Source organism: Akkermansia muciniphila (assembly GCF_030848305.1).
Lineage (GTDB): Bacteria > Verrucomicrobiota > Verrucomicrobiia > Verrucomicrobiales > Akkermansiaceae > Akkermansia > Akkermansia muciniphila_A.
In genome coordinates this window covers 78,436-105,340 of sequence record NZ_CP114598.1, presented here as the reverse complement: position 1 = coordinate 105,340, position 26,905 = coordinate 78,436, and the positions used below count along the sequence as shown (strand labels likewise).

The following is a 26,905-nucleotide window of genomic DNA, read 5'->3' as shown; positions in this document are numbered from 1 at the left end:
TCCGTTTCCTCTGTGGCTGTTCGCGTTGAAAAGCGGTGAAGCTTAATTGATTTCAATTCCTGAGTTTTTCTTTTCCACCGGAGGGGGCATTTCCACCACGCCGCTGCTGTTTCCGGGGTTCAGCAAAATTTCCACTTCCAGAGGCAGGGTCGTATCCGCCAGCAGCCCTTCCGGGATGGAGATGCCTATGGGAGCGGAGCTTTTGCCGGGCAGTACTTCCTGGGGGGAAATGATGTCCAGAATGAGGCGCCCATGTTGGAGAATATTGATTTTACTGATGGAAAAGGCGTCCTTCAGGCTTGTGTTGTGCAGAGTAACGCCTTTGAGCTGGGACGGGGCGAACGGACCAGGAATAGTGAAGCGCAGGATGGTTGCTTTTTCTCCAGCAAGCGGAAGGGGAAGCCAGTACGCCGCGATAGGCGCGTTGGGGTTCAGGCTGTCCGTGGAGTAGGAGGACCCGTTGAGGCGTTCCATCATCAGGCTGGAAAGTTCCGGGGAGGCGGGTACGCCCCAGCCTTGGGAGTACATGAGGGAAAGCAGGTACAGGGCCTCCTGGTCCCGGTATTGGACCGCCATTCTCAGGAAACGCGCTGCCTGGGCGTAATCCCGGGAGGCAAGGGGAGGCTGCTGGGGAAGGCGGGGAAAATAGGAGGGGATGTCCATGAGCAGGATTCCCAGCTCCTTCATGGCTTCATAGCACCCTCCCGTGGCGGAACGGTAAAGCCATTCCACGCCTTCTTCCGGCCTGGAGCCGCCGGGACAGTCCGGAGACATGAGGATTTTTCCCAGTGCCTGCTGGGCTACCGGATAGCCGGCTTTGGAAAGTTGCTCCAGGGCCGGCAGGATGCCCGGCATGGAACTTGCCTGGTCGAGAATATTTCTGTTCTCCGGGGAGGGCGCAGAGATTGCCGCCACAAGTTTTTTGTAGGCAGGATCATTCAGCAGGGCCGGTTCCGGCACGGGAGGCGCGGCAATGAAACGGATTTTCGGGAAGGCTTCCTCCGTGCGTTTCGTCTCGTTTTTGAAACATGCCATTTGCATGGGAACGGCCTGGTGGGCGGCATTTTCAAAGGAGTACGTGTAGGTGCGGTCCGTGAACAGTTCCGGAAGTGCAGGAAAGAAAAAGGTGGAGGTGGATTGCCCTGGCACTGTGAAGGAGGGAACGGCATTGACGGAACGGTCCACCAGAACGCCGTTGGAGTCCCGAATGGTGAGGTATAGTTTTTCCCCGTTTGCGGCCGGAGAAATGATTTGGAGATAAACGCAGGAGATGCGCAGTTTTTCCGGCAGGATGGGAGGAAGCCCGGAACGGGTCAGGATGGTGTCGTCAAGGCGCAAACGGAACTCCGTCAGCGTTCGCGGTTCCAGCGCCGCATCTTCCGTTATTTTGAGTTCCGGAATACGGATGGATGCCAGATCCCGTGGCGGCGGTTTCAGTTCTCCCTCGTTAGGGTTTGCCGCGGGCTGCTGGATGGCTACCTTGATGGTATTGATGGTGGTGCCCATAGGGGCTTTTTTCATGTAGTCCAGCAGATAAAATGCTCCCGCCCCCAGCAGGATGGTGCACGCGCTGCCCACCAGCAGGGACATCATGTGGCGGTTGCGACGAAGAGCGCGTGCGGACTGCCTGTGCGAAGCGGAATGAAGGCCGTCCGTTCCGGTTGCTGCCTTCCTGCTGCTGATGTTTTGCCCGGTGCCGGGAGTTGGCGTTCCTTCCGGATGGGCATGGCGAAGGTCTGCCGGGGGGACTTGAATAGTGGCGGATGATTCCTCCCCTGAAATGGCGCAAATATCCTGAATCCATTCGCGGGCGGTCTGGTAACGGCAATTAATCTGGGGCGCCAGCGCCTTGTCCAGAGAGAGCAGGAACTGCCGTGAGTAATAGCGGGTGAGCACGGGATCGCTGTGCAGCGGCGGCATTTCGTCTTCCGCCAGGCGCGCTTCCGCCCGGTCCGGCGGGTGTCCTGTAAGCAGGGCGTAAAAGGTGGCTCCTACGGAATAGAGGTCGCTCCAGGGGCCGATATTCGCTTTGCCCAGCGCCTGTTCCGGGGAGGAATACCCCTGGGTGGTCAAGACGGTAGCAGAATGAAGTTTCAGGGCATGCCGTGCCGCTCCGAAGTCAATCAGCACGGGCGTGCCTTCCTCCGTCAGCAGGATATTGCCGGGTTTGATGTCCCGGTGGTAAATGTGCCGGGAATGGAGATAGTCCAGAATCCGGAGCAGGCGCGTCAGCAGCCCCTTGAGTTCGTCTTCCGTATACCGGTGCCCGGTGCTGTGGAGCTTTTCCCCCAGATAATCCAGGGAGAGGCCGGTAATGTGCTCCATGGCGAAGTAGGCTGTGCCGTTAGCTTCAAAGACGGAAAGGATTCTGACGATGCCGGGGTTGTTGAGCTCCGCCAGCGTCTGAGCCTCGCTCAGAAAGCTTTTCAGAGCCCAGGTGTAATTTTCCAGATCGTGTTCATTATTAGGCTGGATATGCCCGGTCAGAGGGTCCCGGTAGGAGTATCTTGAAGGGAAGTTTTCCTTGATAACCACGTTGCGGTTCAGGAACAGATCCTTCGCCAGGTACGTGATGCCAAAACCTCCGCTGCCCAGGACGCGGATGATTTCATATTGTTCCAGGCGCGTGCCGGGAGCCAGCTCCCGCTGGTAAACGAAAAAGGCCCCTTTTTCTTCCGCGTGGGGGAGAGGAGGACGCCCGGGCAGAATCTGTTCCAGGCCTGTCGTCGGAGCGGGAGGCGGGACTTGCCCTGTCTCCCGGGGCTGGTCGTCTGGCTGGCCTTCTTCTGCTGGCATGAGGGGGGAAAGTTCCTGAAACGGAGCTGAGGCATTCTTATATGCCGCGGAAGTCAAGTCAAGGGGAATGCCTGTTTTCCTCCGTCTCCGGGGGAGGCCGGTGTTGAATAGATTTCCCTGACGTTAAATGGACGCAACAAACCCGGAAGGCAAGATGAAGGAGGAAGTTTTCAGAGGCGCCTTTCTGCCTGTTCTTTTCATAGGGGGGCGGCATTCCGGGAAACTTGTTCCTCCAAATGCTCAGGATTTGTGGCGTTTGATGAATTCCCGGGCTGCTTTCAGATAGGCGTCCGCCGCCGCGCCGGAAGGATCGTGTTCAAAAATGGTGTGGCCGAAACTGGGCGCCTCCCCCAGCCGGATGGAGCGGGGGATAACCGTTTTGTACAGCATCCGGGGCAGATGCCGTTCCACCTGGTCGATGACCTGGCGGGAAAGGTTAGTGCGGCCGTCATACATGGTCATGAGTACTCCTTCATGCCGAATGCGGGGATTGGCGCCGCTGGCGCAGATTTGCGCCGTCACGTGCAGAATCTTGGCCAGCCCTTCCAACCCGAACCATTCGCATTGGAGGGGAGTCAGCACTTCGTCGCAGGCGGCCAGGGCGGAGGTCATTAAAACGCCCAGGGAAGGAGGCGTGTCCATGATGCAGTAATCATAGGCGTCCGACTCCCTCAGGGGGGCGAGCGTTTCCCGGAGGCGGGTCAGATGGTTGCCGGAACGGGCCAATTCTATTTCCACGCCGGCCAGATCCATGGTGGAGGGGATGATATCCAGCCGTTTCCTGCCGGAAGGCAGGATGCACTCTTCCGCCGGGATTTGGCCGAGCAGCGCCGGATACAGGCTGGGCACGTCTTTTCCGTCAATGCCCATGCCGCTGGTGGCATTGGCCTGCGGGTCCAGGTCAATGACAAGGATTTTCTTTTTCAGCTGAGCCAGGGCGGCAGCCATGTTGATGGCCGTAGTGGTTTTTCCCACTCCCCCCTTCTGGTTGGCGATAGCGATGATTTTCATTCAGGAAAAGGATGCGGAAAAATGGTAGCATAACGGGAGGCCCTTTCAATCATTTTCCCGGAGATCCGGAAGCTCTCGTCAGGCCTCAGGTTTTTTCCCCTCGGGGAACGGTGTGTTCAGGGTGGGGAGTGCGGGGGAACCCGCTGCCGCAGATAAGGCGTCAGGGAGCTGTTGGAGTGGCGGGGCGCTCGGAAGACAGGATAAGACGGAAGCCCAGCGCGTTATCCCTCGTATTTTCCGGCAGGGGAGTGCGGATGGAAGTGGTGAGCTGTTTGGGGCGGAAGGACAGGTAGCTGCCTCCGCGGGCGACACCGTAGTTGCGGATGGGGAGGGATTCCGGCCCCCCGTAAGAATCGTCTACCCATTCCATGACGTTTCCCTCTAGGTCGTACAGGCCCAGGTGGTTGGGCGGGAAGGTTTTTACGGGGGCCGTGTACGGCTGTCCGTCGTTATATCCTACGATAACGCGGGAGGACGGCAGGTAAATCAGGGCGGACTGGTCCGCAAAATTTCCCGTTTTATCCGGCGGCGGCCATGAATACCCCCACGGAAAAGCTTCCCGGGAGTTTTCATGAGGCAGCGTCTTTTCATAGGGGGAGGCTCCCTGTTCATCCGTCAGGCGCACCCAGGAACTCCATTCCTCATCCTTGGGAAGACGGTAGGAGTCGTTCTGGTCAATCAGGCCCAGGGTCCGCTCCTTGTTGGTAAGCCATCTGGCGAAGGCGCGCGCATCCTGTCTGCTGACGTTTACCACCGGGTGGTCCTCTCCCTGTGGAAAGCCGGGCCGGTCCGGAGCTTTCCTTCCGGTAGCTTTCAGGAATTCCTGAAAGTCCTTTACGCGCACCTCGTGGGTCATGACCAGAGCATTTCCTCCCACAGGGACCAGTTTGATGCCCAGGCTATTGGTCCAGGGCGATCCGAAGACGACGGATTTGTCCGGCTCCAACTGAAGGGAAAGGTATAAGTCCTGCGGGTCCAGCCCCCTGCGGCGCATGGTGGCGTGCCCCGGCAGTTTGATTTCAATGACGTAGGGAACCTGGTTGACGTATTCTTCAATGGGGGTGCGCCCGATGAGCCTGTTATTGAAAAAAACGCTGGCTCCCGGCGGGTTGGTGGTGACGGTAATGGGCACCTGGAACACGCGGGTGACGTTCAGAACGTAGGCGTTGTGGTTTCCCGTGCTGCCGGAAGCCTGCGGAAGCGGGTCCGCGGTGATGGAGAATTCCTTGCCCAGCAGCCCCTCCCGCTCGCATTTCTTGTTCAGCCACGCCAGGTAGGCCGTAATGCCGTCCTGCGTGAGCAGGGCCACATCCTTCTCCGGATGCCCCGGTTCCGTCTGTTCCTTTTTCATCTGGAAATTCCCCTTCTGGCGGTCCTCCTTCAGAAATTTGTTGAACAGGGCGGCGGTAAGGGGACCTTGCGCTACATGGCGCGTTTCTGCGGGGAGGTAGGTAACACCCTCCGTATCCTTCCAGGGCCGACTGTCCGTAGGGGGATGGTACTCCTTCAGCACGCCGCCCAGGGCCAGCGTGGATCCTCCCTTGACGGTTCCCGCCTCCTCCTTGTCCGCAAACCCCGATTTCTTGATGGTATAGGCCACCGGAGAGCCGGAAGGCAGCTCAATGGGGCCGTAGGGAGTTTCATCCAGATAGTTGCCGTCCGCGTCATATACGGACGCTCCCGCCGGTGAGCTGGTCACCAGCACGTACCCTGTCCGGGATTCTTCTTCCGGAGCGGATGGGTGGATATCCGGATGAATATCCGCGGCAGGTCCCTCCGGCGGGTTCTGGCTGTTGTTGAGCCATAAAGCCCCCCAGTAGGCAGTCAGGGCTCCGGCGACGGCTGCGGCCAGAAGCTGGAGGGCCCGTCTGAGTTTGCGGCGTTTCTTTTTCTTCTGAAGACGAAAACGGGACGGCACTTCATACCCCCGGAGAGCGTCTATTTTTTCCGCCAGCTCCTCTGCGGAATCAATGGAGCATTCCTCAATGCGGGGTTCCGCCGCTTGGCAAATGATGGTGTTGAAGGCCTGCCACTTCTTGCGTACGGTGCCTTCCGGCAGCTCATCCGGGAGTTCGGGAAAATCCATGCGGTCCTTCCCCGTGCTGATTTCATACAGAACCTTGGCCAGCGCGTAAACGTCCGCCCGCCGGGTGCCGGGGCCGTCGGGGGGGATGAATCCCTCTGTTCCTACAAAGCTGCGCTGGTCCAGATGGGCCACCAGGCCTATGTCCGCCAGTTTGGGGCGTCCGTTGACAAAGATGACGTTCGCCGGTTTGATGTCCCGGTGCGTCAGGTTCTTGCTGTGCAGGTACAGCAGGGCGTGGGCCAGCTGGCTGCCTACCTCCAGGCAATAGTCCAGGGGCAGAGGCTTGTTGCCGGAAAACTTCTTGTCCGTCTGAAGCGTACGCGGAATATATTCGTCCGGTGCAATATGGACTCCGGTGCGGGCGTCGTCGCCCAGTTCCATGACGTAATAATAAAACGGGGAATCCTGGTCATGCCTTCCTACATGCAGGATATGGACCAGCCCCGGATGGTTGCGGGCGATGGGTTCATACTGGAGAATGCCCTCGAATTCCCGGTTGAAAGAGCGCTCGTCTTCAAAATCCTCCCTCCAGACTATTTTTACGGCGCGCCATGCCCCGGTCAGGGATTTCGCCAGCCATACTTCTCCATACGCGCCGCTCCCTATCTGGCGCACAACTTCATGGTCCGGAATGGAAGGAGTGGGACGCACCACCCGCTTGACGGGAAGCGTCGGCAGATTGCCGCCGGGAATGGGTGATGCGTCCGAAGCCATGGAAAGCGCGGGAATCAGGAAATAACTCCCAGGTTTTTGCCTACCTTGCAGAAAGCCTCAATCGCCTTGTCCAGCTGTTCGCGGGTATGGGCCGCGGAAATTTGCGTGCGGATGCGGGCCTGTCCCTTGGGCACGACGGGATAGAAGAAGCCGACGGCGTACACTCCTTCATCCAGGAGCTGGGCGGAGAATTTCTGGGACAGGACGGCGTCTCCCAGCATGACCGGGGAAATGGGGTGGTCCTTGCCGCCGATGGTGAAGCCGGCTCCCGTCATGGCGTCACGGAAATACTTGGTATTGGCTTCTACGCGGTCGCGCGCTTCCGTGGATTGTTCAAGCAGGTCCAGCACTTTGATGGAAGCGGCTACGATAGCCGGAGCCACGCTGTTGGAGAACAGGTACGGGCGCGCCTTCTGGCGCAGGACGTCCACCACTTCCTTCGGGCCGGAGACGTAGCCGCCGGAGGCGCCTCCCAGTGCTTTGCCCAGGGTGCCGGTGGTGATGTCTATACGGCCGAACAAACCGCGGTATTCATGCGTGCCGCGGCCCCTTTCGCCCAGGAACCCCGTAGCGTGGCAGTCGTCAAAGTGGACAATGGCATTGTATTTGGCAGCCAGCTCGTGAATCTTGTCCAGCTGGGCAATGATGCCGTCCATGGAAAAGACGCCGTCCGTGGAAATCAGCTTCACGCGCGCTCCGGCAGCGTCCGCTTCCTGAAGCTTGGCTTCCAGGTCTGCCATGTCGTTGTTGGCATAGCGGAAGCGCTTGGCTTTGCAGAGGCGCACGCCGTCAATAATGGAAGCGTGGTTCAGGGAGTCGGAAATGATAGCGTCATCCGCAGTCAGGAGGCCTTCAAACAGCCCGCCGTTGGCGTCAAAGCAGGAGGGAAACAGAATTGTGTCTTCCGTGCCGAGAAATTGGGTGAGGCGTTCTTCCAATTGGCGGTGCAGGGTCTGCGTGCCGCAGATAAAACGCACGGACGCCATGCCGAAACCCCACTGGTCGATGGCCTTCTTGGCGGCTTCCATCACTTCCGGATTATTGGCCAGGCCCAGATAATTATTGGCGCACATGTTGATGACGGAGCGTCCGTCCTTCAGCGTCACCTGGGAGTACTGCTGGGAGGCGATAAAGCGTTCTTCCTTGTAAAGTCCTTCCGCGCGCAGTCCGTCCAGGGTGGAAGTGAGAATATTTTTGAATTCGGGGGTATACATGTTGAATAATGGAATATGAATTGAAATAGTCAGCAAGTGAACGATCAAGGATCACACGGTTGCTCCCGCATCATTATCATAACGGAGGCGGGAGGAAAAGCTTAAAGAATCCGGCCTGATGCCCGGAAGCGGGAGCCGTCCTTTTCCCGTGCAAAGTAACAAAGAGGCCAGGGCGTAGGCATTCGCGCATTTGACTGAAAAAGAAAACAAAACATCGGAAAATCATCATTTCCCGGAGACCGGGCCAAAAAGAAAGGCTTCCGCCTGTTTACGGAAAAGGAATTTGATGTACCAAATGATATTCGGACACGCTTGGAAAAAATAAAGGCCGGAGCTGATTTACTGCCTTGAACCACCATTCCCGGCCCCGGGTATGACCTCTTCTCCCGTTTTTTCACGGAGCGCGGATTGATCTGAATTCCAGCCCTTCGCATGAACCCCAATCCGGAACCGGTTTCCGGCAGGAAGAACCCTCGCTTTTCTGGGCGGCGGCATCGGAAAGAGGTGGCCGGAACAATTCCTATGATGCGTTTCAGGATATCTGAAGGGAAGAATAAAAAATGCAGCATTCCCCGTCCGGCTTAAAGGGAAGAGTCCGCAACCTGGGAGTCCTTGCCGGTTTAATCCCCGGTTTTCAGGGAAAATTCCAGCATTCGGTCCCCCTCGAACGTGAAATACGCCTCAAACCGTTTCCCGTCCAACATGGCTGGCAGCCAGAACCGGTCATCCTGCCACATGAGATCATAGGGAATCCCGTCCACCGGACACCAGAAAGGCTCCGCCTCGGGTGTTTCCGTGGGAGCGCCTGTAAAAGACGACGCCATAAACACGTGGCAGCGGATTTCCGGAATGGTGCCGCAGACAAAGGAAAAATTCAGCACGCCCATTTCCCGGGCATCCTCAATGTCAATGTGAAGTTCTTCCCGTACTTCCCGCAAAACGCATTGCAGGGCCGTTTCCCCCGGTTCAAATTTTCCGCCGGGGCCGTTCACCTTGCCCGCGCCAATTCCCCTCTTTTTGCGTATCAGGAGAATCCTTCCTTCCTGCACCACAAACATCAATGTGGCGAGAATATCGGGGGTCCACTGTGCGGGCCATTGAAAGCCGCGGCTTTTTTCTTGCATGAGCGCATATTACAGGATGGGAGGGGAATCATGAAGAAAAATGCGGAGTACTGTAACCTCCATACATGCTTGAACAGGGCTAAATTCTCTTCAAGAAGCCTGAAATGCCTTGAAAATGCGTGCTTGTTGCGGAGGAATGGGAGTCCTGCGTTCCGTGTCTGCCTCATGCAGGATTGTTTTTGCCGTCTCATCTTCATGGGCATTCCTGAGCAGAGGGCGTTAGGGATATATGCCTGACTTGTTCACATTTGGGTTTCCCTTCAATCTTCGAAACTTCTGCAAGGCGGGATAAAAGGGAAAAATCCTTTTCCGCCATGACTGGAATGAATCTCTTTTTCCTTTTCCCGCCAGGGCGCCGCGTTCTATGCTTGGCCATCTCTCCCGGTTTACTATTTCGCCGGAAGGTTCACTTCCAACATTTGAAAAAGTATGTATGACGTCGTAGCTCTCGGAGAATTGCTGATAGACTTCACTCCCTGCGGGATAAATGACCGGGAGCTGCCCATTTACCAGGCTAATCCGGGGGGAGCGCCCTGCAACGTCCTGTCCATGTTGTCCAGGCTTGGGCGCAAAACCTCCTTTATCGGCAAAGTGGGGCACGACATGTTCGGGAAAATGCTTCGCCGCACGCTTCAGGAAGAAGGCATCGGAGATTCGGGGCTCGTTTCATCCCGGGAAGTCAATACGACGTTGGCTTTCGTTCAGATTGACGAACGCGGAGACCGTGAATTTTCCTTTTACCGCAATCCCGGCGCCGATATGAAGCTGACTGCAGAAGAAGTGAACCTTGAATTGGTGGAACACGCGCGCGTCTTCCATTTCGGGACGATTTCCATGACGCATGATGATGTTCGGAGGGCCACCAGGCATGCCGTCAGCCATGCCCGGGAAAAAGGGGTTCTCATCTCTTTTGACCCCAATCTCCGGCCGCCCCTGTGGCCCGATATGGAACTGGCCCGGGAACAAATGCTCTACGGATGCGGGGCATGCGGCGTCATGAAAATAGAAATGGAGGAACTTCTCTTTCTCACCGGCTGCGCCTCCATGGAAGAAGGGGTGAGGGTTTTGCAGAGGGAATTCGACAATTTGCGCCTTATTCTGGTGACGGGAGGCAGAAAAGGAAGCTGGGCTGCCTATGAAAGCAAACTTATTCACCAGCCTACGTACTTGAACGTCAAGACTATTGACACAACAGGAGCCGGAGACGCCTTTTTGGGATGCTGCCTGGACCGGATTCTGGAAACCGGGCTGGAAAACCTGACGGAGGACCAGTTGGCGGACATGCTTTTATTCGCCAATGCCGCCGCTTCCATTGTGACGACACGCAAGGGAGCCATCCGTTCCATGCCGACCCGTGAAGAAGCCGTAGCCCTGATGGCGGAAGGTTTGTAACGAATGCCGTAAGGGCCAATCCGTTGCTGATTACGTCCGGATTGTTTCGGCAAGTAAGATGTTGGAGGATTTTTTTGTCTGAATGTTGGACACAGCTTCGTATGCAAAGCCGTGTGAGCGTGTTGCAGGAAAGAATTTTGTTTAAAGGAGTTCCTCCCGAACGAGGTATGAGGTCAGCATGGTTAGTATCTTTCTGAAAAGAGCATCAAGGGGGTCTTGTTATCGTAGGAGAAATCAATCCAGGGGGGCCATCGAAAAAATATTCAATCCTGTGACAGTTATGGAAATAGCTGTTTAGAAGGGAGCTGCATCTATTCTGATGCCAATTTCATGTCGGAGGCAACTATTTGAGAAAAGAAAATTTGATCAACAGGAAGATAGAAAATGAGGAGCTTGGCATAGCCGCCTTAATGCTGGATGTTATTCTTACCAGCACAGGTATGCATGGAGTTCTGTCCAGAGATGATTCTAAGAATCATTTTTGTGTACGATAAGGAAGCGAATTTGCTAAAGTCTTTGACGATAATATTGATTGGTGAATCTACTCTATTCTTCTATTTGTCGATTACAGGCTTGTTGAATAAGCTCCATAATGGGTTCAAGGTGGGAAGAATCTTTCATCATTATTTCTACTTCTCCATTGCCCCAGCGGCCCAGTCCTTTGACATTTCGGCAAATCCCCTCCGAGTCAATTATTTCATTGAACGGAATATTGAGTGAAAGCCTCAGAGATCGTTTTTGGGGAACTATATCGACAAAATTTGTTTGTACTTTATACGCAATATAAAGCTTGAGAAAAACTTCCCGAACAGAAGGATCGAGATTAAGAATTCTCTTTCGTAAAATATGAAACAGTTCCAGCATGGCAGGGCTCCAGTCATAGGTTTCCATGCTATAAATCGAAGGTGCCAGTGCTGATTTTTTCTTATAAGAATCAACAACTTCCTGAGAAAGCACTGGCCGCATCCAGATTTGACAGGCTTTCCGTGCCAGGGCTTGTGCCCGTTCCTCAATTTGTTCCGTACCCCATTTGTCTGCTTGACGAGGATATTCATTAAGACGAAGGGGAGAATCATTGAATCCGCCGGGAATCGTTTTCTTTTCACTGAAAGAGCGATTACTCAATTCGGAGTTATATGCTGTCAGCGTCAGATTGCCCAGATTATGAAGGTATTTCTCATGTACATCCTGCCACTGTTCTCCTAGCATGGACTGCCATTCCGAGGAAAGATTGGCGCTCTGGGGCATGATGTGTTCAATCGTATAGTCCCCGATGCTGATGCGTTCTTTTCTGTCCTTGTTTTCAAGCATGGACAACAGGTAATTACGTCTCGGGAAATTGTAGACATCCTTCGACAGCAATGCGTCCATGAATTCCCTGTCGGTAGGAAAGCGTTTATAGTTATCCGCCGAAATCAGGGCCGCATCCAGGCTCTCCATATACTTCGCAGGATTGATTTGGCGATACAACAACATGAACGTTTTATTCAGGCTGTTTGTAGGGATTCCGCATACGGCGCGTCGAAAGACATAACTTTCCACCCGGCATACGATAGCGAGAAATTCATCAGCAGATATGATTTGGTAGACATAATCCCGATAGACGGGAAGCAGAAAAGGATAACAGACATCCACTTTCAATTGGGATAAACGCATGAAAGCTTCATTTAGATTTTTATCCGCTTCCTTATGAAGGGTCATCTTACTGTAATAAGATGAAAATTCGAAAATATCCGCTACAATCTCCTCAATGCTTTGCCCACATGTATCGACAAAATGCTTGAATGCCTCGTACACTCCATCCTTGCGAGGAATTTCTGTTTGCTTGATGGTCAGGTAATCGCGCATGAAGCTGTTGAACAGTAATTCATATTCGTTGCCATAGCTTTGTTCCATCGGAAACCAATACTTCTGATATAGTCTGGTTTGTTGCTCAACTGGCAGTCTCATCAGGACATAATTACGAATAAGATCCGTCTGGGACAAAGCCAACCCCGTACTGTTCATGCTCTCAAAAATCAACTGAGGATCATCTTTATCCCGTTCAAGAGCGACATCCACAACGAACAACCTCATCATTCCATCATAGATATCCGTGACGTTTTCCCGTGTTATTTTCCCACAGAAAAATTCATAATTTTCTACGATTCTGCCAGGGACATGTTCTGGCAGCGGAGTTCCATCCATCAAGGAACAAAAGGCGGTTCTGTCTCCCTGGGTCAGTAGCAACTTGAAGCGTTTTTTCCCTGTTTCTTCATTGTTAAGAAGGTAGTAATTCCTTAATTTCGTAGGAGTCGTGTCGATTTTTAAATCGGAATGCTTCTCCAAAAATTCAGCTACGGCAAGAACCAGCAATGAAACCGTTGTCAAACGCTGCTGTCCATCAATGACAAGTAATTCCGGTACATCGCAAATAGTCGTAATACTATGTTGAAAATGAACGACAGAGCCGATAAAGTGACCATTGACGGAATCATCCTTGCTGATTCTCAAGATATCCTGAAGCAGTTGCTGGCATTGTGCAATGGACCAGCAGTAGGTTCTCTGGTAAATAGGGATAACAAACTGCCTGGGGCCTTTTAAAAGCGACAAGAGATTTTCGGCATTGGCCTTCATGGAGAGCAGTCTTGCATAAAAATGAATCTTGCTCAAGAATACTCGTTGAATGAAGATTGGAAGCTTCCTGTCTTTTTACCTCGTTAATTTGAAAGATTTATTATTCTGAACCGGAGAACCCAAATCCGTCTTATCTGAAATGGCGGGATTGCGGGGAGTGCCGTCCGGATAGGAGATTTTGTAAATGCCGACTTTCTGTGCCTTTTTCTCCAAAGCGTGGGTGACGTTGTTGGGAAGCGGCGTTGATGCGGAGGCGGCTTTCGCGGAGGTAGGGAATGCCGTGTGTTCCTATCGGGGGAACGTCCACCAATAAGGAAAACAACAATGAAAAACAGACCATCCCTCACCGAAGAGGAGAATCATAAAAACAAGAAGACGCAGGACAATTGTTTCGGAAGAACTGCCGAACACTATCATGATGAACTTATCTGGTGTAAGAGGCATTCTGTCCCCTTGGGGACATTTCCTCCAGTTCTTTGCGAGATATGCTCGGAGGACTGGCGCTCCCTCCGCGGGCCGGCCGTGGTCATAAAAATCGTTTTCGTATCTTGCTGTTTCAAGAAAGAAAAAACCGCAAGAGCTGAAAATCAGCAACTTGCGGTATGAAAGAGGATGGTGCTCGGGAGGGGACTCGAACCCCTACGGTTTATCACCACTAGATCCTTAGTCTAGCGCGTCTACCAATTCCGCCACCTGAGCATGGAGGCCTTAAGGCGGGGAGTTTTTAGCGCAGAGAAATGAAAATATCAAGCTTTTTCTTCTTTTTTATCTTTCCAGGCCCGTTTTTGCGGACAGGTTTTTCTTACCGGACCGGGAGGGAGGTTGTCGCGGGCATGATAGCAGGGCGCAGAGTAACGGCTCCGGTATCATATTTTTCCGAGGGTTTGAAGAGCCAGCCGGGGCTGGTGTTAGCCACTTCAAACCTGGTCGGTTTGAAGATGGGCAGCCTCAGATTGGAATTGGGTTCGTAACCGTATTTGCCCGTGTATTTGCCATACACCCTGTATTCATAGTTATTGTCGTAGGCGTAGCGCGGATTCCCGGTGTATTCCGGCAGGCGGTCCGGGTTACGGCAGGCGCTCTCATCCATGATGACGAGTTGGGCCGTTCTCCAAGTCTGGCCCGGCTGGCGCAGGTATCCCCAGAAACGCGTTGCCGGTACATGGTAACGGCGGCCGACAAAGTAGTTTCCCCTGGGTTCGCGGGCTATTTCCGCATTGCGGGCGTTGATGCCGGCAATGTCTTTTTCCAGGGTGTTGCACTGGGTCAATGCGGGAAGGAGGACGACCCCCAGCAGGGAAAGCAGGAGTTTGTTCATGATGACGATGGTGTTTTTTTCTTATTGAAGAGCATTTGAATGGCGGCGGAAGCCGCAAAGAAGCCAAAGGTTCCTGTGATATGGGTGATGGAGCCGAATCCGGCGTCACAACCCATTTTCCCCTGGAATTCCGGATCGCGAGTGCAGGAGGTTTTTCCGTCGCAGGTGGGGTACACGGGCGTTTCCTGGGAGAAAACGCAGGGGATTTTCAGTTTACGGGCTTTTTCTCCAAGGGGGAGGGCATAATCCCTTTTCAGCCTGTAGCGCAGGCTGGAGAGCAGGGGATCCCCTTTGGTGCGGGAGAGGTCGTCTATTTCTATCCGGGCGGGATTGATGCGCCCTCCCGCGCCGCCGCAGGTCACCAGCGGTTGCCTGCCGCGGTAACAGGAGGCGATGAGGTGGGCCTTGGGTATCAGGGAGTCAATGGCGTCAATGATGACATCCGGTTCCGCCGACAACAGTTTTTCCGCGTTGGAGGCCGTGTAGAAACTGTTGATGGGGATGACTTCCGCTTCCGGGTTGATTTCCCGGAGGCGTGTGGCCATGGTTTCCGTTTTGGGTTGTCCTATTGTGGATGCCAGCGCATGTATTTGCCGGTTGGTGTTGGTGACGCAAAGGTCGTCCATATCCATCAGAATAATGGTGCCTACTCCTGACCGGGCCAGGGCTTCCGCCGCCCAGGAACCTACGCCCCCAATACCGACGACGGCTATGCGGGCGCTTCTGAGAAGAGATAGTCCGCTGTTTCCGTACAGGCGGCCTATGCCGCCGAATCTGGCTTCATAGTTCATGACCACGTGTTTGTTCCGGAGTATGGGCTTAAGGAGAATAAGGGCGCTAATTTTCCGTTATTCCAGGAAAGGAGTGCAGGCCGCCGGCAGTCTTTTCCTTCCGCGAGTGTGATGAAGGGCGCCCGCTGAAACAGGTTTTTCTTATGATCCGCATTCTGGCCGCGCTTCACGAGGCTCCCACTAGGTCCGGAACATCCGCAGGGCGCCGTCACCGGGCACGGGAAGAGGAATGCTGCTGAAGCATGCATGTCAGGAGGCCGGTTTTTCCACGATTTTGCTGATGCGGGCGATGTTGAGCGCCCTGCCCGTGGCTTCATCTATTTGCACGACGGCTCCGCAGAGGCGCACGGGCCAGTTCGCTACGGGGAATTTGGCCGGCATGGAGGTGCGGAAACGCTGGAGAATAGGTTCCCGTTCCCGTCCCAGCACCCCGACGGCCGGACCGCACATGCCTGCGTCCGTCAGGTAGGCCGTGCCGCGCTCCAGAATGGTTTCATCCGCTGTCTGCACATGGGTATGTGTCCCGACGACGGCGGAAACCAGTCCGTCCAGATTGTAGCCGGTGGAGATTTTTTCACTGGTCGTTTCCGCGTGCATGTCCACAAAGATAACCTGCACGCCTTTTTCTTCCCTGAGTCTTTTAGCTTCCGCTTCCGAGATGAGAAAGGGGTTTTCCAGCGGCGGCTGAATGAATGAGCGTCCCTGCACCTGCATGACGGCTATGTTCCCTTTGGGAGTTTCCACGACTACGCTTCCGTGTCCAGGTGTTCCCTGCGGATAGTTGACGGGGCGCAGCACCCGCGGTTCGGATTCCATCCACGGAGCCAGCTCCGCCTGGTCCCAGACATGGTCTCCTGTTGTGATGACATCCACTCCGGCGTGCAGCAGTTCCTGTGCCAGACGGGGCGTGATGCCTCTCCCGGCAGCCGCGTTTTCCCCGTTGACGATGACGAAGTCCGCCCCGTGTTCCCGTTTGAGTTCCGGCAACATGTGTTTCACGGCGGTGCGGCCGGGTTCGCCGACCACATCGCCTATAAAGAGTATGGTAATCATGAATTGGAACGGGGCTGGCGCAGACGGCGGGTTTTACTGTTCTTCCCTGGTGACGGGCACTACCAGAACGGGCACGGGGGATTTCCGCATCACGGAGCTTGCTACGCTGCCCAGAAAGACGGTGGAGAGGAAGCCGTGGTTATGCTTGCCCACCACGATCATGTCAATGTGGTGTTTTTCAGCATAATTGATGACTGCTTCGCTGATTTCAAATTCATCTTCCACCGCCTGGATGATCGTGGCGTCCGTCAGCCGGGAGAGTTTTTCCGCCGTTTGCTTCAAATGGTTTTTGGCGATGGAAATGACTTCGTTTTCTTCCGTCTGGTCCATCACGGGAACGGGCACTTCATCCGGCAGAACGCCGGAGACTTCATAGCAAATGCTGGGTTCCACAATGTGGAGCAAATGGATGATGCTGTCGTTGGGGCAGGCCAGTTTGCCGATTTGATGGATGACGGCGTCCGTGGCGTTGGAGAAATCAATAGCTACCAGAATATTCTTCATATCTTTCTGTATAACATTCCGTACTTTTCCATGCCACCAAAAAACGTGTGCTGCCCCGGCTTTCCTGGGTGTCCCGTTTTATTCCGTTTCAGGCCAGCCCCACGGCGCGGCGCACTCTGTCCAGCACGACAGAGGCCGTCTCGCGCGCCTTGCGGGCGCCTTCTTCCAGCGTCCGGCGCACATAGTCCTGATTGGCTTCCAGTTCCGCCCTGCGTTCGCGCGCGGGCCGGAAGTATTCCCAGTAAGCGTCAAAGAGGCGCTTTTTGAAATCTCCATAGCCGCATCCCCCGTTCTGGAAACCGCGCACCATGTCTTCATAACCCTGCGCGGAGGCAAAAAGTTTGTAAAGCTGCAGGATGACGGACCCTTCCGTCGGTTTGGGATCTTCCACGGGAGTGGAATCCGTGGGGATTCTCATAATGAGTTTGCGGACGGCTTTTTCCTCTCCGAAAATAGGGAGCGTGTTGTTATAGCTTTTACTCATTTTCTGCCCGTCCAGCCCCGGTACAATGGCTGTGCTTTCCGCAATGAGCGCATCCGGCAGTTTGCAGGTGCCTTCTCCGAATTGTTCGTTCATTTTGCCCGCCAGGTCGCGTGTGACTTCCAGATGCTGCTTTTGGTCCTTGCCTACGGGCACCAGGTCGGAGTCATACATCAGGATGTCAGCCGCCATCAGCACGGGGTAGGTGAACAGGGCGTTGCTGGGGGAGAACCCCTTGGCGATTTTATCTTTATAGGAATGGCAGCGTTCCAGCAGGCCCATCGGACAGACGGTGCTGAGTATCCAGGCCAGTTCATTGACTTCCGGCACGGCGGACTGGCGGAAAAAGACGCATTTTTCGGGATCCAGGCCCACGGCCAGAAAGTCCGTAGCGAGGCTGTTGCAGTTTTCCCTCAGTGTGTTCGCGTCGTGAACGGTGCTCATGGCGTGATAGTCCGCCAGGAAGTAGAAAGATTCCCCGCTTTCCTGCATGCGGACAGCCGGTTCCATGGCTCCGAAGTAGTTGCCGACATGCAGCTTGCCGCTGGGTTGAAGACCTGTGATGATACGCATTGCGCGCAGGATTTTGCCTGTTCGCGCCCGGCAAGTCAAGAAAGGGGAGAGTCACAGGCAGGCGGGGGCGCTGGCTGGATTTTTTCCGGCATGTTCCTGCCTCACGAGACGCGTTCGGAAGGTTTGCCTCCTCCTGTTCAGGGAACGTCGGGAAAGAGCCGGACAGCGTGGAAAAGGATGGGTGTGAGATTTACTCTTCCAGCGCCTCCAGTACGTTATGCACACCGTCCGCAAAGCTTGGGTAGAGCGGTTCCCAGCCCAGGGCCAGAAGGCGGGAGCAGGAAATCCTCTGGTTGGAGAAGCCCCGGCGCGCTTCCGCCGGGAGCGGTTCAGGCTGCGGAGCGGGTTTCCCCAGCAAATTGGAAAGGTAGGAGTAGATTTCTCCCATTTGCATGGGGGTGCGGTCCGTCAGGTTGTAAATGCCGGCGGGAGGTTCCCGCAGGGTGCAGAGCAGGTGCAGGGCGGCTGCGGCATCGTCCCGGTGGATGTAATTGAGCCATCTGTCCATGGCTCCGGGGAGGGCCGTGCCCTTCGTGAAGTATTGGGAGACGAGAACGCAGCGGTCCGGCCCGTACAGGGCTCCCAGCCGGACGACCGTGCCCCCCGCCGCCAGAACCGCCTGTTCCGCCCGAATCAACAGACCGTTTTTCACGGAGGAGGGATAGACGTTGTGTTCCTCCGTAATCCAGCGTCCGTCCGTGATTCCATAGACGGCGGTGCTGGAACAGAAGATGAGCGGCGTTCCGGGAAAGGCTTCCAGCGTGTTCCGCGTTCCATTGGCGTAAAGGTTGCGGTAGGCTTCCTCTCCGCCTCCTCTCGTGCTGGCGCACATGACGATGATCTGGGGGGAGGGGATGCGGGCGGCCAGCCCCTGCATGGAGGCCCGGTCTGCGACATCGGCTTCGTAAATAGCTTTTTGCGGGTCAATATCCGCCGTCAGGGCCGTATGTCCCGCTTTCCGCAGACTTTCCGCCAGGGCTTTTCCCAGATACCCTGTGCCCAGAATGAGAATGACGCGGGGGTTTTTACACAGAAAGCTGGTCATGAGTCATTGCGGAGGTGCTTGAGGTCCATTAGCATTTCAGCGCGGGAAATGTCTTCCGGCCATGTGATTTTGGGATTGGGCTCATGATTATGCACCAGGCGCGTAGGATGGCCGATGAGCTGCAGGGCGGTGACTTCATCCGTTACCTGGATATTCCGTTCTGTGACTTCCACATAGGCATCCAGCAGAAGAGGATATTGGAAGACCTGCGGGGTTTCCATGCACCACAGGCCGTCCCGTTCCACCTGTTCCGGAATCGTAAAGCGTTCTTTGTCCGCACGCTTCAGGGTATCCGTTACGGGATGTGCGGAAGCTGCCGCCCCATATTCCCTGGTGGTTTGAATGCAGCGGGAGATTTGCTCCGCCGTAATGAGCGGGCGGGCTCCATCGTGCACGGCCACGAATTCCGGGGTATAAAGCAGGGCTGCCAGTCCGTTCTGCACGGATTCATGCCGTTCCGCCCCTCCGTCCACACGGGTAACGGGTATTTCCGTTTCCAGGTCCGCGCCGTTAATGGCATGAAAACGTTCTTCCGGGCAGACGACTACGATTTCCGTGATTTCCCGGCAGCTGGCAAAGGCGCGGATGCTGCGTTCCAGCACCTTGACTCCGTGCAGGGGGGCCAGCAGCTTGTCAAATCCGGCGCGCCGGGAGGACCCGGCCGCAACGATGATGGCGGCGCAGCATTTCATGACAGTCTGGCTGACACCATGCGGGCCAGCTCCTTGCCGTTGACTCTGCCGGCCGTGCGTTCCTGCATGAGTTTCATGACCTGCCCCATGTCTTTTTTGGTAGAGGCTCCCGTTTCCTTCATCACGGTTTCCAGAATGGCTGCCGTTTCTTCTGCTGTGAGTTCCGCGGGCATGAACTGTTTGAGCACGGCGATTTCAGCTTCTTCCTTTTCCGCCAGTTCCGGGCGTCCGGCGGAGCGGAATTGCTCCGCAGAGTCCTCACGCTGCTTGATTTGCTTGCGGACTACGGCCAGTTCTTCCGCTTCTTCCAGCGGGGTTCCCAGGCCTCCCTTGGCGATGGCCGTGTTCGTGAGGGCCGTCTTGAGGGCGCGCAGGGTATTGAGGGTAACGGTGTCTTTTGCTTTCATGGCGGTTTTCATCCCCTCCATGATTTGGTCGGAAATCTTGTTCATATTTCCATTAACTAAGCGCATCCCCAGGTGTACTTCAAGCCGTAAATTGAAAAAGGCCGCCAGCGCAGGAAATGCCGCGGCGGCCCGGATAAGGGGAATAAAAGCGGAACAGCCGTGTTTATTTTTTCCCGCCAATGGGCATGATGTGGATTTTCTTTTCCGTCATGCCCGGAACCACCATCATGGAGTCATACAGGATAAAGTCCGCCGCTCCTTCAACAGGGCCGGTGGCTACCGGGGCGGAACGTCCCGTTTTCAGATCCAGCCTGCGGACAGCTTCCGGTTTTTTATCCTTGGACCAGTCGCTGTAGTAAAGGGCGTTGTCACGGTACACCAGCCCATCGTACTGTCCCCGTTCCTTGGAAAGTTCCGTGACCTCCCGGGAAACGGGGTTGATGGAGAGCAGGCGTCCGCTGGGTTTGCCCTTTTCATCCGTTGCGTATTCGCAGAGGTAAATGACCTTTCTTTCCGGGTCCCAGGCCAGGCCGTTCGGCTTGTAGATGGGCTGTTTGGTGACCAGTTCCCCATAGGAGCTGGTATTCGTGTCCACATAGAAAATCTGGTTGGTATCCGTGGAGGAAACCATGAGCCTGCCATTGATGAATGCCAGGTCATTGAGGAATTTCATGCGGGACGGGGACAAGTCCACGTATCCTTCAATAGCGCCGGTCTTGGCGTTTATCTTGAAGACCATGTCCACATCCGTGCAGTAAAGAAAGCCGTCCTGATACAGTAACCCCTTCGGCGCGTCCAGGGTATCTACGTCCGTGATTTTTTTCGGCTCTGTGGAACCGTGCGGAATGACGCCCAGATAGCCGTCCTTGTCTTTTTCCGTAGGCGTGAGCCTGGAGCCGATGCAGGTGAAATAGATATTGCCCTCGGCATCCGCCGCCACGCTTTCCGGATGGCCGTCAATGGCAATGGTGTTTTTTTCCAGGGCGGGCAGCGGTTCGGCGGGGTCCGGCTGTTTTTTTGTTGGCGGTGCGGCCAGCGCGCTGCACGCCAGGCAGAGAAGGAGTGGTGTCGCTTTCATGGGGTGGTGCGGTATAGGAGTCTTGATCCTTATGACATGGGAGCAATGGAAATGCAAGCCCTGTAGAGGATGATAGGCTGCCGGGCAGAGTCGCGCCCCGTTCGGGCGAACGGGGCGCTTTCCGTGTTAGATGGTTCCTGAATCCAGGTTGTTGGGCCGGGGCATGTTTTCCATGCGGATGGAGCGGTTGACCGCGTTCAGGTAGGCGCGGGCGGAGGCCTCAATGACGTCTGTGGAGGCTCCCTTGCCCACAATGGGCTTGGGCTGGCCGAAGTCCACATGAACCGTGACTTCTCCCAGCGCGTCCTTTCCTTCGGAAGCGGCGTTGACGCTGTAGCCTTTCAGCGTGCCTTTGCGCTTAGTGATGCGTTCAATAGCCTTGATGACGGCATCCACGGCGCCGTTGCCTGTAGAGCTGTCTTCAAATTTCTTGCCTTCCTTGAGCAGTCCCACCGTAGCCGTAGGCCGCGCGTGGCTGCCCGCCACGAATTGCAGGAAGTCCAGTTCCCATAGGCCGGTGGAGGCATGCAGGGAGTCGTCCACAATGGCGGAAAGATCATCATCATAAACGAATTTTTTGGAGTCGCCCACTTTCTTGAAGCGTTCAAAGACGGTGTTGACTTCCTCTTCCGTGAGGACATGGCCCAGCTGTTCCAGCCTGGATTTGACGGCGGCGCGTCCGGAATGCTTGGTGAGCGGGAGTTCCGTGGCGCCCCAGCCGACCGCCTGCGGGTCCATGACTTCATAGGTTTCCCGGCAGTTAAGGATGCCGTGCTGGTGGATGCCTGAAGAGTGGGCGAAAGCGTTTTCCCCCACGATGGCTTTGGACCGCTGCACCTGCATGCCGCTCATGCGGGCCACAATGCGGGAAGTGCGGACGATTTCCTTCGTGTTGATGTTGTCCGTGACGTCTCCGAATTGCCCGGCGCGGGTGCGCAGGGCCATGATGACTTCTTCCAGAGCCACATTTCCGGCGCGTTCGCCGATGCCGTTAATGGTTCCTTCCACCTGGCGGGCTCCGGCGCGGACGGCTGCCAGGGAGTTGGCTACGGCCAGGCCAAGGTCATTGTGGCAATGCACGGAGATGACGGCTTTGCCGATGTTCGGCACATGTTCCTTCAGGTGGCGGATAATGCGGTAGAACTCGTCCGGAGTAGTGTAGCCTACGGTATCCGGAATGTTGACGGTCGTGGCGCCTGCGTCGATGACCGTTTCCACGACTTTGGTCAGAAAATCCAGGTCTGTGCGGGAAGCGTCCTCCGGGGAAAATTCCACGTCCTGTACGAATTGCCTGGCATAGGATACGCCTTCCGCCGCCATGCGCAGGATTTCGGATTCCGCTTTTTTCAATTTGAACTGCATGTGCAGCTTGCTGGTTGCCAGGAAGATGTGGATGCGGGCGCGTTCCCCGGCGGGTTCCAGGGCCCTGGCCGCCGCTTCAATATCCGCCTTCACGCAGCGGGCCAGGCCTGCGATGCGGCATTTTTTGATTTCGCGGGCGATGGTGTGCACGGCTTCAAAGTCGCCGTCGGAGATGCAGGGAAAGCCGGCTTCAATCACGTCCATGCCCAGCCGTTCCATTTGCCGCGCCACTTCCAGCTTTTCGCGTAGGTTCATGGATGCTCCGGGGCATTGTTCTCCATCGCGCAGGGTAGTGTCAAAAAAGTAGATTTGATCGGACATAGGTTAATGATGTTAAGCGGTGGCATGATAATGTTTTGCTCCGGTAACGCAAGCCCTACGCGCTGCATGCTTTCACAGAGCGTCCGGGCGGCGGAAGAGAACCGCCGGAGCGAAGAATGACGGAACCGCCCTTTGCCTAAAAGGAAGAGCTTTGTAGGATGGAAGGGTGAAGATCAGATTTTACCTGAATGACCGGGCGGAGCGCGTCATGGCTCTGTGGAGCGAAAGCCGCGGAGAATACCTGGCGGCGGATTCCGTGCTTGCCGAGGTGGATGCCTGCATTTGCGGGGAAACGGGGTCCTGCGGAGAGGAAATGAAGCGTATTGCCGCGTTTTTGGATAGTGCCGCCGCCAAAGCTGTCAACCCTGAATGGATGATTGATACCGCGCTGCCCTGTTCTCCTTCCAAGCTGGTGTGCCTGGGAAAGAGTTATGCGGACCATGCGAAGGAGTTTGATGGGGATTCCGTGCAGGAGCCGGCTGTTTTCCTGAAATCGCCTTCCGCCATTACTTCCTGCAGCGATGTCGTTTTGTATCCGCCCGGCTGCGACAAGCTGGATTATGAGATTGAATTGGCCGTAGTGATTAAGGAGATGTTGAAAAACGCTTCCCCGGAGGAGGCCGCGCGGGCTATCAGCGGCTATACGCTGATGTGCGACTATTCGGAAAGGGCCAACCAGCTGGAACATGGCGGACAGTGGACCAAGGGAAAGAGTTATGACAGCTTTGCCCCAATGGGCCCCACGTTCATTTCCGCTGATGAACTTGGGGACGGTGCCGGCATTCCCCTGGAATTGAAGGTGAACGGGGAAGTGCGCCAGAACGGCAATACGGACGGCTTGATCTGGCCTGTTCCGCGCCTGATTGCCTATGTTTCCCGGTTCATGACCTTATGGCCCGGAGATGTGGTTTCCACCGGCACTCCGGGAGGCGTGGGGATGGGGATGAAGCCTCCGGTATATTTGAAACCCGGGGATGTCGTGGAATGGGGAAGCCCCGCTTTTGGTTTCGCCTCCCAGGCTGTGGTGATTGATGATGAGGGGTAGGGAGACAATTCTCCGGCCTTTCCGAATATGGAGGGGAAGGGAAAGTTCTTTCCCTTCCCGCTTCTGCGGACGGAGCGTTATTTTCCCGTGGAACGGGGCCGCCGGAGCGGACCGGACGGCAGATGACGCCTGCGTGCGGGGGCTGGGCGTTATTTTCTCTTGATTACTTCGCCGCGGTTTAGTGAAGTGGCCGCGTGAAAAATGTGGTTTTGTACGTGGTCATGGTGACCGGGCTGACTGCCCTCTTCGTCTGGCTGAAAAGCAGGAATACGGAACGCGCCCCTGCTCCCGCCGCCATGGTGGTGTCTCCGGAAAGCGGCATGGCGCGCCCTATTGTGCTGGTGGATGTCCGAACTCCGGAGGAGTACCGCACGGGACATAAGGAGGGGGCCTTGAATATTCCGGCAGATGAGGTGGAACAACGGGCCGCGCAGCTTCTTCCGGATAAGAATGCCGTGATTTTGCTGTATTGCCGTACGGGCAAGAGGGCGGACAAGGCGCTGGAAGTGCTCAGGAAGATGGGATATTCCCATGTGGAAAACCTGTACCGGTCTGAAATGTAGCTTTCATCCCGATTGTTCCGTGCGGGGATTCCGCGGGGCGCCGGGCATGCCGTTTCCTGACTCAGTCAGGAAACGGCACAGGAACGGATTCATATGGCTCTTTCCGGAAAGCAACTGGAATTTAAGCCGTTCATTCTTTAATCAGTTCCAGTTTCCCATTGGAGGATTTTCCGCCCACGGAGCGGACCCTGGCTCTGAGGGAGCATCCGTTGTTGGCATGGATTCCCTTGGGAAGGGAAAGTTTGTAGAAATTCCCGCGGGAAGGCTTGCCTGCCAATCCGGCGTGCCGGTCGCGGGCGATTACTTTGCCGTTTTCCAGGAGTTCGACGCCGTCTATTTCCAGGGCATGGCTGCCGGAAGTGAAGACGAAGCGCACCCCCCGGAGTTTTTCAAGATCAGCGGAAGAAACGGGCCAGTCCAAATAACTCCATTCCGTGGATACCGTCGCGGAGGTCCAGTTCCCTATAATTGACCCGGCTGCTTTTCTTTTCAGGGAAGAAGGCAGGGGCGGCGCCTCCCGGATAGCCTGGCGGCAGGCGTTGACCAGATCTCCGGGAGCGTGCGCCGCGCTTACGCCAGTGGAACGGACCCATTTTTCCTCCCATGCTCCCATATCCGGATTTTTTTCGGAAAGACGGCTCTGAATAAAGTGTTCCCAGCGCGGCAGATAGTAATCCCTGATAAGGCCGCTCCATATTTTGGCGGCGTAGTCGTCTACGGGAGGCCCCCATCTGGTCACCAGCCTTCTGGCGTTTTGTTCATACTTGTTTTTTTCCTCCGGAGAAGTTCCGTGAGACCGGGCAAATGATAACCAGCGCGACAGTCTCCAGGTGGGATGCCCTTCCAGAAGGGAATCCGCCCGAAGGGCGTATTTGCGGAAATATTCCATGCATTTTTTCGTATTCTCCATGTCTTGTTCATCCAGGGCTTCCAGAGCGGCCAGGATGGCTTCATTCATGCGTATGCCAAGGTAATGGGCGGTCATCTCAACGGCATCCTGGCGGAACAGGGGGGACTGTTCCAGGCCGCGAGTGTTGACGAACAGGGAGAGGCCTTTCAGAAAATCTTCGCTTGTGTTTACGGAACAGCCGCGGGTGCCGGGTTTCATTTGCCAGTTGAAACGGGGATGGTCCTTTAAGTTGGAATAGGCTGTGCGGCGGAACAGATTCCAGGCTTCCTTCATGCTGTCCGGATAATTTCCGTATCGGGCACGGCAATAATTTTCCAGATATTGTTCCACGTCCTCCTGGCGGTCCCTCCATGCGGCGTCCGTAACCAGTTCGTAGATAACGTCATTGTTTTCTATCCCTTCCGGGGCCATGCCCATTCCGGAGAGGCGCCCCCTGGATGAAGAGTTCAAGGCTTCCAGATGGCCGTTGGCGTAAAAATCCATTACCCCGGTCATGGCGCATTTGCCGCCCATGTTGGGAACCACGCTGTAAACCCACGGTTTATTGAAAAAACCCTTGAAGACGTCCCAGTTCATGCCGTTGCGCCAGAAAGTCTTGTTGTAATCCGCCGCCAGGTCCAGAAGGAGCATCTTATCGTCCGGAACCTTGCTGAGCAAAGCCTTCAGAGTATCTGCGTTCCAGATATTGCGCTGGTATCCGAACATCCATCCCTGCATGACCCATACCGCATCCGGGTTGGTGGAGGAAATGGAGCGGTAGATTTGTTCCCCGAGGGAGCTGAGCATATTGTTGCGGGCTTCGGCGCCTCCTTTGTTTTCGGGAAGTTCCATTTCATTGAAGGAGTCCGCAAGAAAATAGGTGTTTTTCCCGAATTCCTTCTGCCATTCCTGCATGTACAGGCGTCCTATTTTAAGGAAAAGGGGCTCTTCCGGAGAAAGAAAATGGGCGTGGTTTTTTTGAGGCCAGCCTCCCCACCCCAGCCGGTGAAGCTTCGCTTCCGGATAAAGGCGGAGGATTCCCCGGGGAACGAAACCGGAAAAAGCGGGACAAATGGGGGTCATGCCCAGGGATTTCATCCTGTGCAGGATGCGGTGCTGCAGGGCGATTTGTTCCTTGTGCCAGCTGGCGGGCAGGGGGCCGTCATGATTGACGATGTTCCCCATCCGCTGCCAGGGAAGGTGTGCCGGTCCCGTATAAAATTCTTCTATTTCTTTCTCCGTCAGTCCCAGCTGTTTCCATACCCGGACGGCGATTCCCTCCGTGGCAACCAGGGCCAGAGGCATATCTATGCCGTGCAGAGCCATCCAATCTATTTCTTTTTCCCAGCGTTCCCAGGTCCAGTAAGGCATCGTATAGCCATAGGTGACCACATTGAAGTAATAGTGGTTGCGGAAAGGGGAAACGATGCGGCGCGGCGCGGCATCCGGCAGTTGCGCCGGCCAGCGGATATCTTTATTATCCCAGGAAACCATTCCCAGACGGTTTGTCTTCAGAAAATCATAGAATCCCCGGCAGAGGGCTGTGCCGCTGCTTCCCCGGATATTCAGTATTCCGCCGGAGGCTTTCGTTTCAAAAACATCGTGCCCGTCTTCTTTTTCAATAATTTCCAGTTGCAGTTTTTCCGGGGCTTTGGCCAGGGACGGAACGGTCCGCATGATTACTGAACGCGCTGCTTCCCGCTCTCTGTTTTTCTGTATATCTTCTGCGAAGACAAACAGATTTGTTAGCATGAAAAGGAATAGAATTTTTGAGAAGTAAAAGGTCATATTTATAATATATCACAGGCTGGTAAATGGTTCTTTCAGCGA

Annotated in this window: 20 protein-coding genes and 1 tRNA gene; 3 read left to right on the top strand and 18 right to left on the bottom strand. The window is 55.4% G+C overall.

Annotated elements, in window-relative coordinates; all coding sequences use genetic code 11:
- Nucleotides 1-42: 42 nt before the first annotated feature.
- The 5 genes from O4G22_RS00410 to O4G22_RS00390 form a co-directional block, all read right to left on the bottom strand.
- Complete coding sequence (locus O4G22_RS00410; RefSeq protein ID WP_295979499.1) at nt 43-2,796, bottom strand: protein kinase domain-containing protein; 2,754 nt, start codon at nt 2,794-2,796, stop codon at nt 43-45.
- Between the two features lie 240 nt (nt 2,797-3,036).
- Nucleotides 3,037-3,807, bottom strand: a complete 771-nt coding sequence (locus tag O4G22_RS00405) for a ParA family protein (protein WP_290487609.1) — start codon at nt 3,805-3,807, stop codon at nt 3,037-3,039.
- Nucleotides 3,808-3,967: 160 nt separating this feature from the next.
- A complete protein-coding gene (locus tag O4G22_RS00400; protein WP_094136061.1) occupies nt 3,968-6,607 on the bottom strand; it encodes an SUMF1/EgtB/PvdO family nonheme iron enzyme in 2,640 nt (879 codons plus the stop codon).
- Between the two features lie 14 nt (nt 6,608-6,621).
- Nucleotides 6,622-7,821, bottom strand: a complete 1,200-nt coding sequence (kbl, locus tag O4G22_RS00395; RefSeq protein WP_094136060.1) for a glycine C-acetyltransferase — start codon at nt 7,819-7,821, stop codon at nt 6,622-6,624.
- Between the two features lie 620 nt (nt 7,822-8,441).
- Complete coding sequence (locus O4G22_RS00390) at nt 8,442-8,945, bottom strand: 8-oxo-dGTP diphosphatase (RefSeq protein ID WP_094136059.1); 504 nt, start codon at nt 8,943-8,945, stop codon at nt 8,442-8,444.
- Nucleotides 8,946-9,374: 429 nt separating this feature from the next.
- Between O4G22_RS00390 and O4G22_RS00385 the strand changes: the two genes are divergently transcribed.
- Entirely contained in the window at nt 9,375-10,337 is a 963-nt protein-coding gene (locus tag O4G22_RS00385; RefSeq protein ID WP_295979503.1) for a carbohydrate kinase family protein, read from the top strand.
- Nucleotides 10,338-10,883: 546 nt separating this feature from the next.
- On the opposite strand, the gene O4G22_RS00380 is transcribed toward O4G22_RS00385, so the two are convergent.
- The 12 genes from O4G22_RS00380 to O4G22_RS00325 form a co-directional block, all read right to left on the bottom strand.
- Nucleotides 10,884-12,953 (bottom strand): DUF262 and DUF1524 domain-containing protein, encoded by a 2,070-nt coding sequence (locus tag O4G22_RS00380; protein ID WP_345784524.1) that lies wholly within the window; start codon nt 12,951-12,953, stop codon nt 10,884-10,886.
- 613 nt (nt 12,954-13,566) lie between these two features.
- Nucleotides 13,567-13,652 (bottom strand) — tRNA-Leu (locus tag O4G22_RS00375).
- A 103-nt stretch (nt 13,653-13,755) separates the two neighbouring features.
- Nucleotides 13,756-14,271, bottom strand: a complete 516-nt coding sequence (locus O4G22_RS00370) for a hypothetical protein (protein WP_306701885.1) — start codon at nt 14,269-14,271, stop codon at nt 13,756-13,758.
- Nucleotides 14,268-15,062: a tRNA cyclic N6-threonylcarbamoyladenosine(37) synthase TcdA gene (gene tcdA / locus O4G22_RS00365; RefSeq protein ID WP_306701884.1), complete on the bottom strand. Its 795-nt coding sequence runs from the start codon at nt 15,060-15,062 to the stop codon at nt 14,268-14,270. The genes O4G22_RS00370 and tcdA overlap by 4 nt, the downstream gene beginning before the upstream one ends.
- A 249-nt stretch (nt 15,063-15,311) precedes the next feature.
- Nucleotides 15,312-16,115 carry a TIGR00282 family metallophosphoesterase gene (locus O4G22_RS00360; protein WP_295979509.1) on the bottom strand — a complete coding sequence of 268 codons (804 nt, stop codon included), beginning with the start codon at nt 16,113-16,115 and terminating at the stop codon, nt 15,312-15,314.
- Between the two features lie 33 nt (nt 16,116-16,148).
- Nucleotides 16,149-16,619 carry a universal stress protein gene (locus O4G22_RS00355; RefSeq protein WP_012419131.1) on the bottom strand — a complete coding sequence of 157 codons (471 nt, stop codon included), beginning with the start codon at nt 16,617-16,619 and terminating at the stop codon, nt 16,149-16,151.
- An 88-nt stretch (nt 16,620-16,707) separates the two neighbouring features.
- Nucleotides 16,708-17,673 (bottom strand): tryptophan--tRNA ligase, encoded by a 966-nt coding sequence (trpS, locus tag O4G22_RS00350; protein WP_094136043.1) that lies wholly within the window; start codon nt 17,671-17,673, stop codon nt 16,708-16,710.
- A 190-nt stretch (nt 17,674-17,863) separates the two neighbouring features.
- A complete protein-coding gene (locus O4G22_RS00345) occupies nt 17,864-18,718 on the bottom strand; it encodes an NAD-dependent epimerase/dehydratase family protein (RefSeq protein ID WP_102735110.1) in 855 nt (284 codons plus the stop codon).
- Complete coding sequence (gene ispD, locus O4G22_RS00340) at nt 18,715-19,410, bottom strand: 2-C-methyl-D-erythritol 4-phosphate cytidylyltransferase (RefSeq protein ID WP_306701883.1); 696 nt, start codon at nt 19,408-19,410, stop codon at nt 18,715-18,717. The genes O4G22_RS00345 and ispD overlap by 4 nt, the downstream gene beginning before the upstream one ends.
- On the bottom strand, nt 19,407-19,862 hold the full coding sequence (locus O4G22_RS00335) for a GatB/YqeY domain-containing protein (protein WP_295979520.1): 456 nt from the start codon (nt 19,860-19,862) through the stop codon (nt 19,407-19,409). The genes ispD and O4G22_RS00335 overlap by 4 nt, the downstream gene beginning before the upstream one ends.
- Nucleotides 19,863-19,980: 118 nt before the next feature.
- On the bottom strand, nt 19,981-20,895 hold the full coding sequence (locus O4G22_RS00330; protein WP_306701882.1) for an SMP-30/gluconolactonase/LRE family protein: 915 nt from the start codon (nt 20,893-20,895) through the stop codon (nt 19,981-19,983).
- Nucleotides 20,896-21,021: 126 nt separating this feature from the next.
- Nucleotides 21,022-22,578 carry a 2-isopropylmalate synthase gene (locus tag O4G22_RS00325; RefSeq protein ID WP_094136038.1) on the bottom strand — a complete coding sequence of 519 codons (1,557 nt, stop codon included), beginning with the start codon at nt 22,576-22,578 and terminating at the stop codon, nt 21,022-21,024.
- 166 nt (nt 22,579-22,744) lie between these two features.
- On the opposite strand from O4G22_RS00325, the gene O4G22_RS00320 reads away from it, so the two are divergent.
- Nucleotides 22,745-23,623, top strand: coding sequence for a fumarylacetoacetate hydrolase family protein (locus O4G22_RS00320; RefSeq protein WP_297545989.1), 879 nt, complete (start codon nt 22,745-22,747; stop codon nt 23,621-23,623).
- 194 nt (nt 23,624-23,817) lie between these two features.
- Nucleotides 23,818-24,186, top strand: a complete 369-nt coding sequence (locus O4G22_RS00315; protein WP_298084314.1) for a rhodanese-like domain-containing protein — start codon at nt 23,818-23,820, stop codon at nt 24,184-24,186.
- A 130-nt stretch (nt 24,187-24,316) separates the two neighbouring features.
- Here O4G22_RS00315 and O4G22_RS00310 read toward each other — a convergent pair whose 3' ends face one another.
- Entirely contained in the window at nt 24,317-26,827 is a 2,511-nt protein-coding gene (locus O4G22_RS00310; protein WP_306701881.1) for an alpha-N-acetylglucosaminidase, read from the bottom strand.
- Between the last annotated feature and the right edge of the window lie 78 nt (nt 26,828-26,905).

What these genes read in the sequence shown, in the direction of transcription:
- O4G22_RS00410 (WP_295979499.1), bottom strand. Translation starts at nt 2,796, where the DNA reads ATGCCAGCAGAAGAAGGCCAGCCAGACGACCAGCCCCGGGAGACAGGG.
- O4G22_RS00405 (WP_290487609.1), bottom strand. Translation starts at nt 3,807, where the DNA reads ATGAAAATCATCGCTATCGCCAACCAGAAGGGGGGAGTGGGAAAAACC.
- O4G22_RS00400 (WP_094136061.1), bottom strand. Translation starts at nt 6,607, where the DNA reads ATGGCTTCGGACGCATCACCCATTCCCGGCGGCAATCTGCCGACGCTT.
- kbl (WP_094136060.1), bottom strand. Translation starts at nt 7,821, where the DNA reads ATGTATACCCCCGAATTCAAAAATATTCTCACTTCCACCCTGGACGGA.
- O4G22_RS00390 (WP_094136059.1), bottom strand. Translation starts at nt 8,945, where the DNA reads ATGCAAGAAAAAAGCCGCGGCTTTCAATGGCCCGCACAGTGGACCCCC.
- O4G22_RS00385 (WP_295979503.1), top strand. Translation starts at nt 9,375, where the DNA reads ATGTATGACGTCGTAGCTCTCGGAGAATTGCTGATAGACTTCACTCCC.
- O4G22_RS00380 (WP_345784524.1), bottom strand. Translation starts at nt 12,953, where the DNA reads ATGAAGGCCAATGCCGAAAATCTCTTGTCGCTTTTAAAAGGCCCCAGG.
- O4G22_RS00370 (WP_306701885.1), bottom strand. Translation starts at nt 14,271, where the DNA reads ATGAACAAACTCCTGCTTTCCCTGCTGGGGGTCGTCCTCCTTCCCGCA.
- tcdA (WP_306701884.1), bottom strand. Translation starts at nt 15,062, where the DNA reads ATGAACTATGAAGCCAGATTCGGCGGCATAGGCCGCCTGTACGGAAAC.
- O4G22_RS00360 (WP_295979509.1), bottom strand. Translation starts at nt 16,115, where the DNA reads ATGATTACCATACTCTTTATAGGCGATGTGGTCGGCGAACCCGGCCGC.
- O4G22_RS00355 (WP_012419131.1), bottom strand. Translation starts at nt 16,619, where the DNA reads ATGAAGAATATTCTGGTAGCTATTGATTTCTCCAACGCCACGGACGCC.
- trpS (WP_094136043.1), bottom strand. Translation starts at nt 17,673, where the DNA reads ATGCGTATCATCACAGGTCTTCAACCCAGCGGCAAGCTGCATGTCGGC.
- O4G22_RS00345 (WP_102735110.1), bottom strand. Translation starts at nt 18,718, where the DNA reads ATGACCAGCTTTCTGTGTAAAAACCCCCGCGTCATTCTCATTCTGGGC.
- ispD (WP_306701883.1), bottom strand. Translation starts at nt 19,410, where the DNA reads ATGAAATGCTGCGCCGCCATCATCGTTGCGGCCGGGTCCTCCCGGCGC.
- O4G22_RS00335 (WP_295979520.1), bottom strand. Translation starts at nt 19,862, where the DNA reads ATGAACAAGATTTCCGACCAAATCATGGAGGGGATGAAAACCGCCATG.
- O4G22_RS00330 (WP_306701882.1), bottom strand. Translation starts at nt 20,895, where the DNA reads ATGAAAGCGACACCACTCCTTCTCTGCCTGGCGTGCAGCGCGCTGGCC.
- O4G22_RS00325 (WP_094136038.1), bottom strand. Translation starts at nt 22,578, where the DNA reads ATGTCCGATCAAATCTACTTTTTTGACACTACCCTGCGCGATGGAGAA.
- O4G22_RS00310 (WP_306701881.1), bottom strand. Translation starts at nt 26,827, where the DNA reads ATGCTAACAAATCTGTTTGTCTTCGCAGAAGATATACAGAAAAACAGA.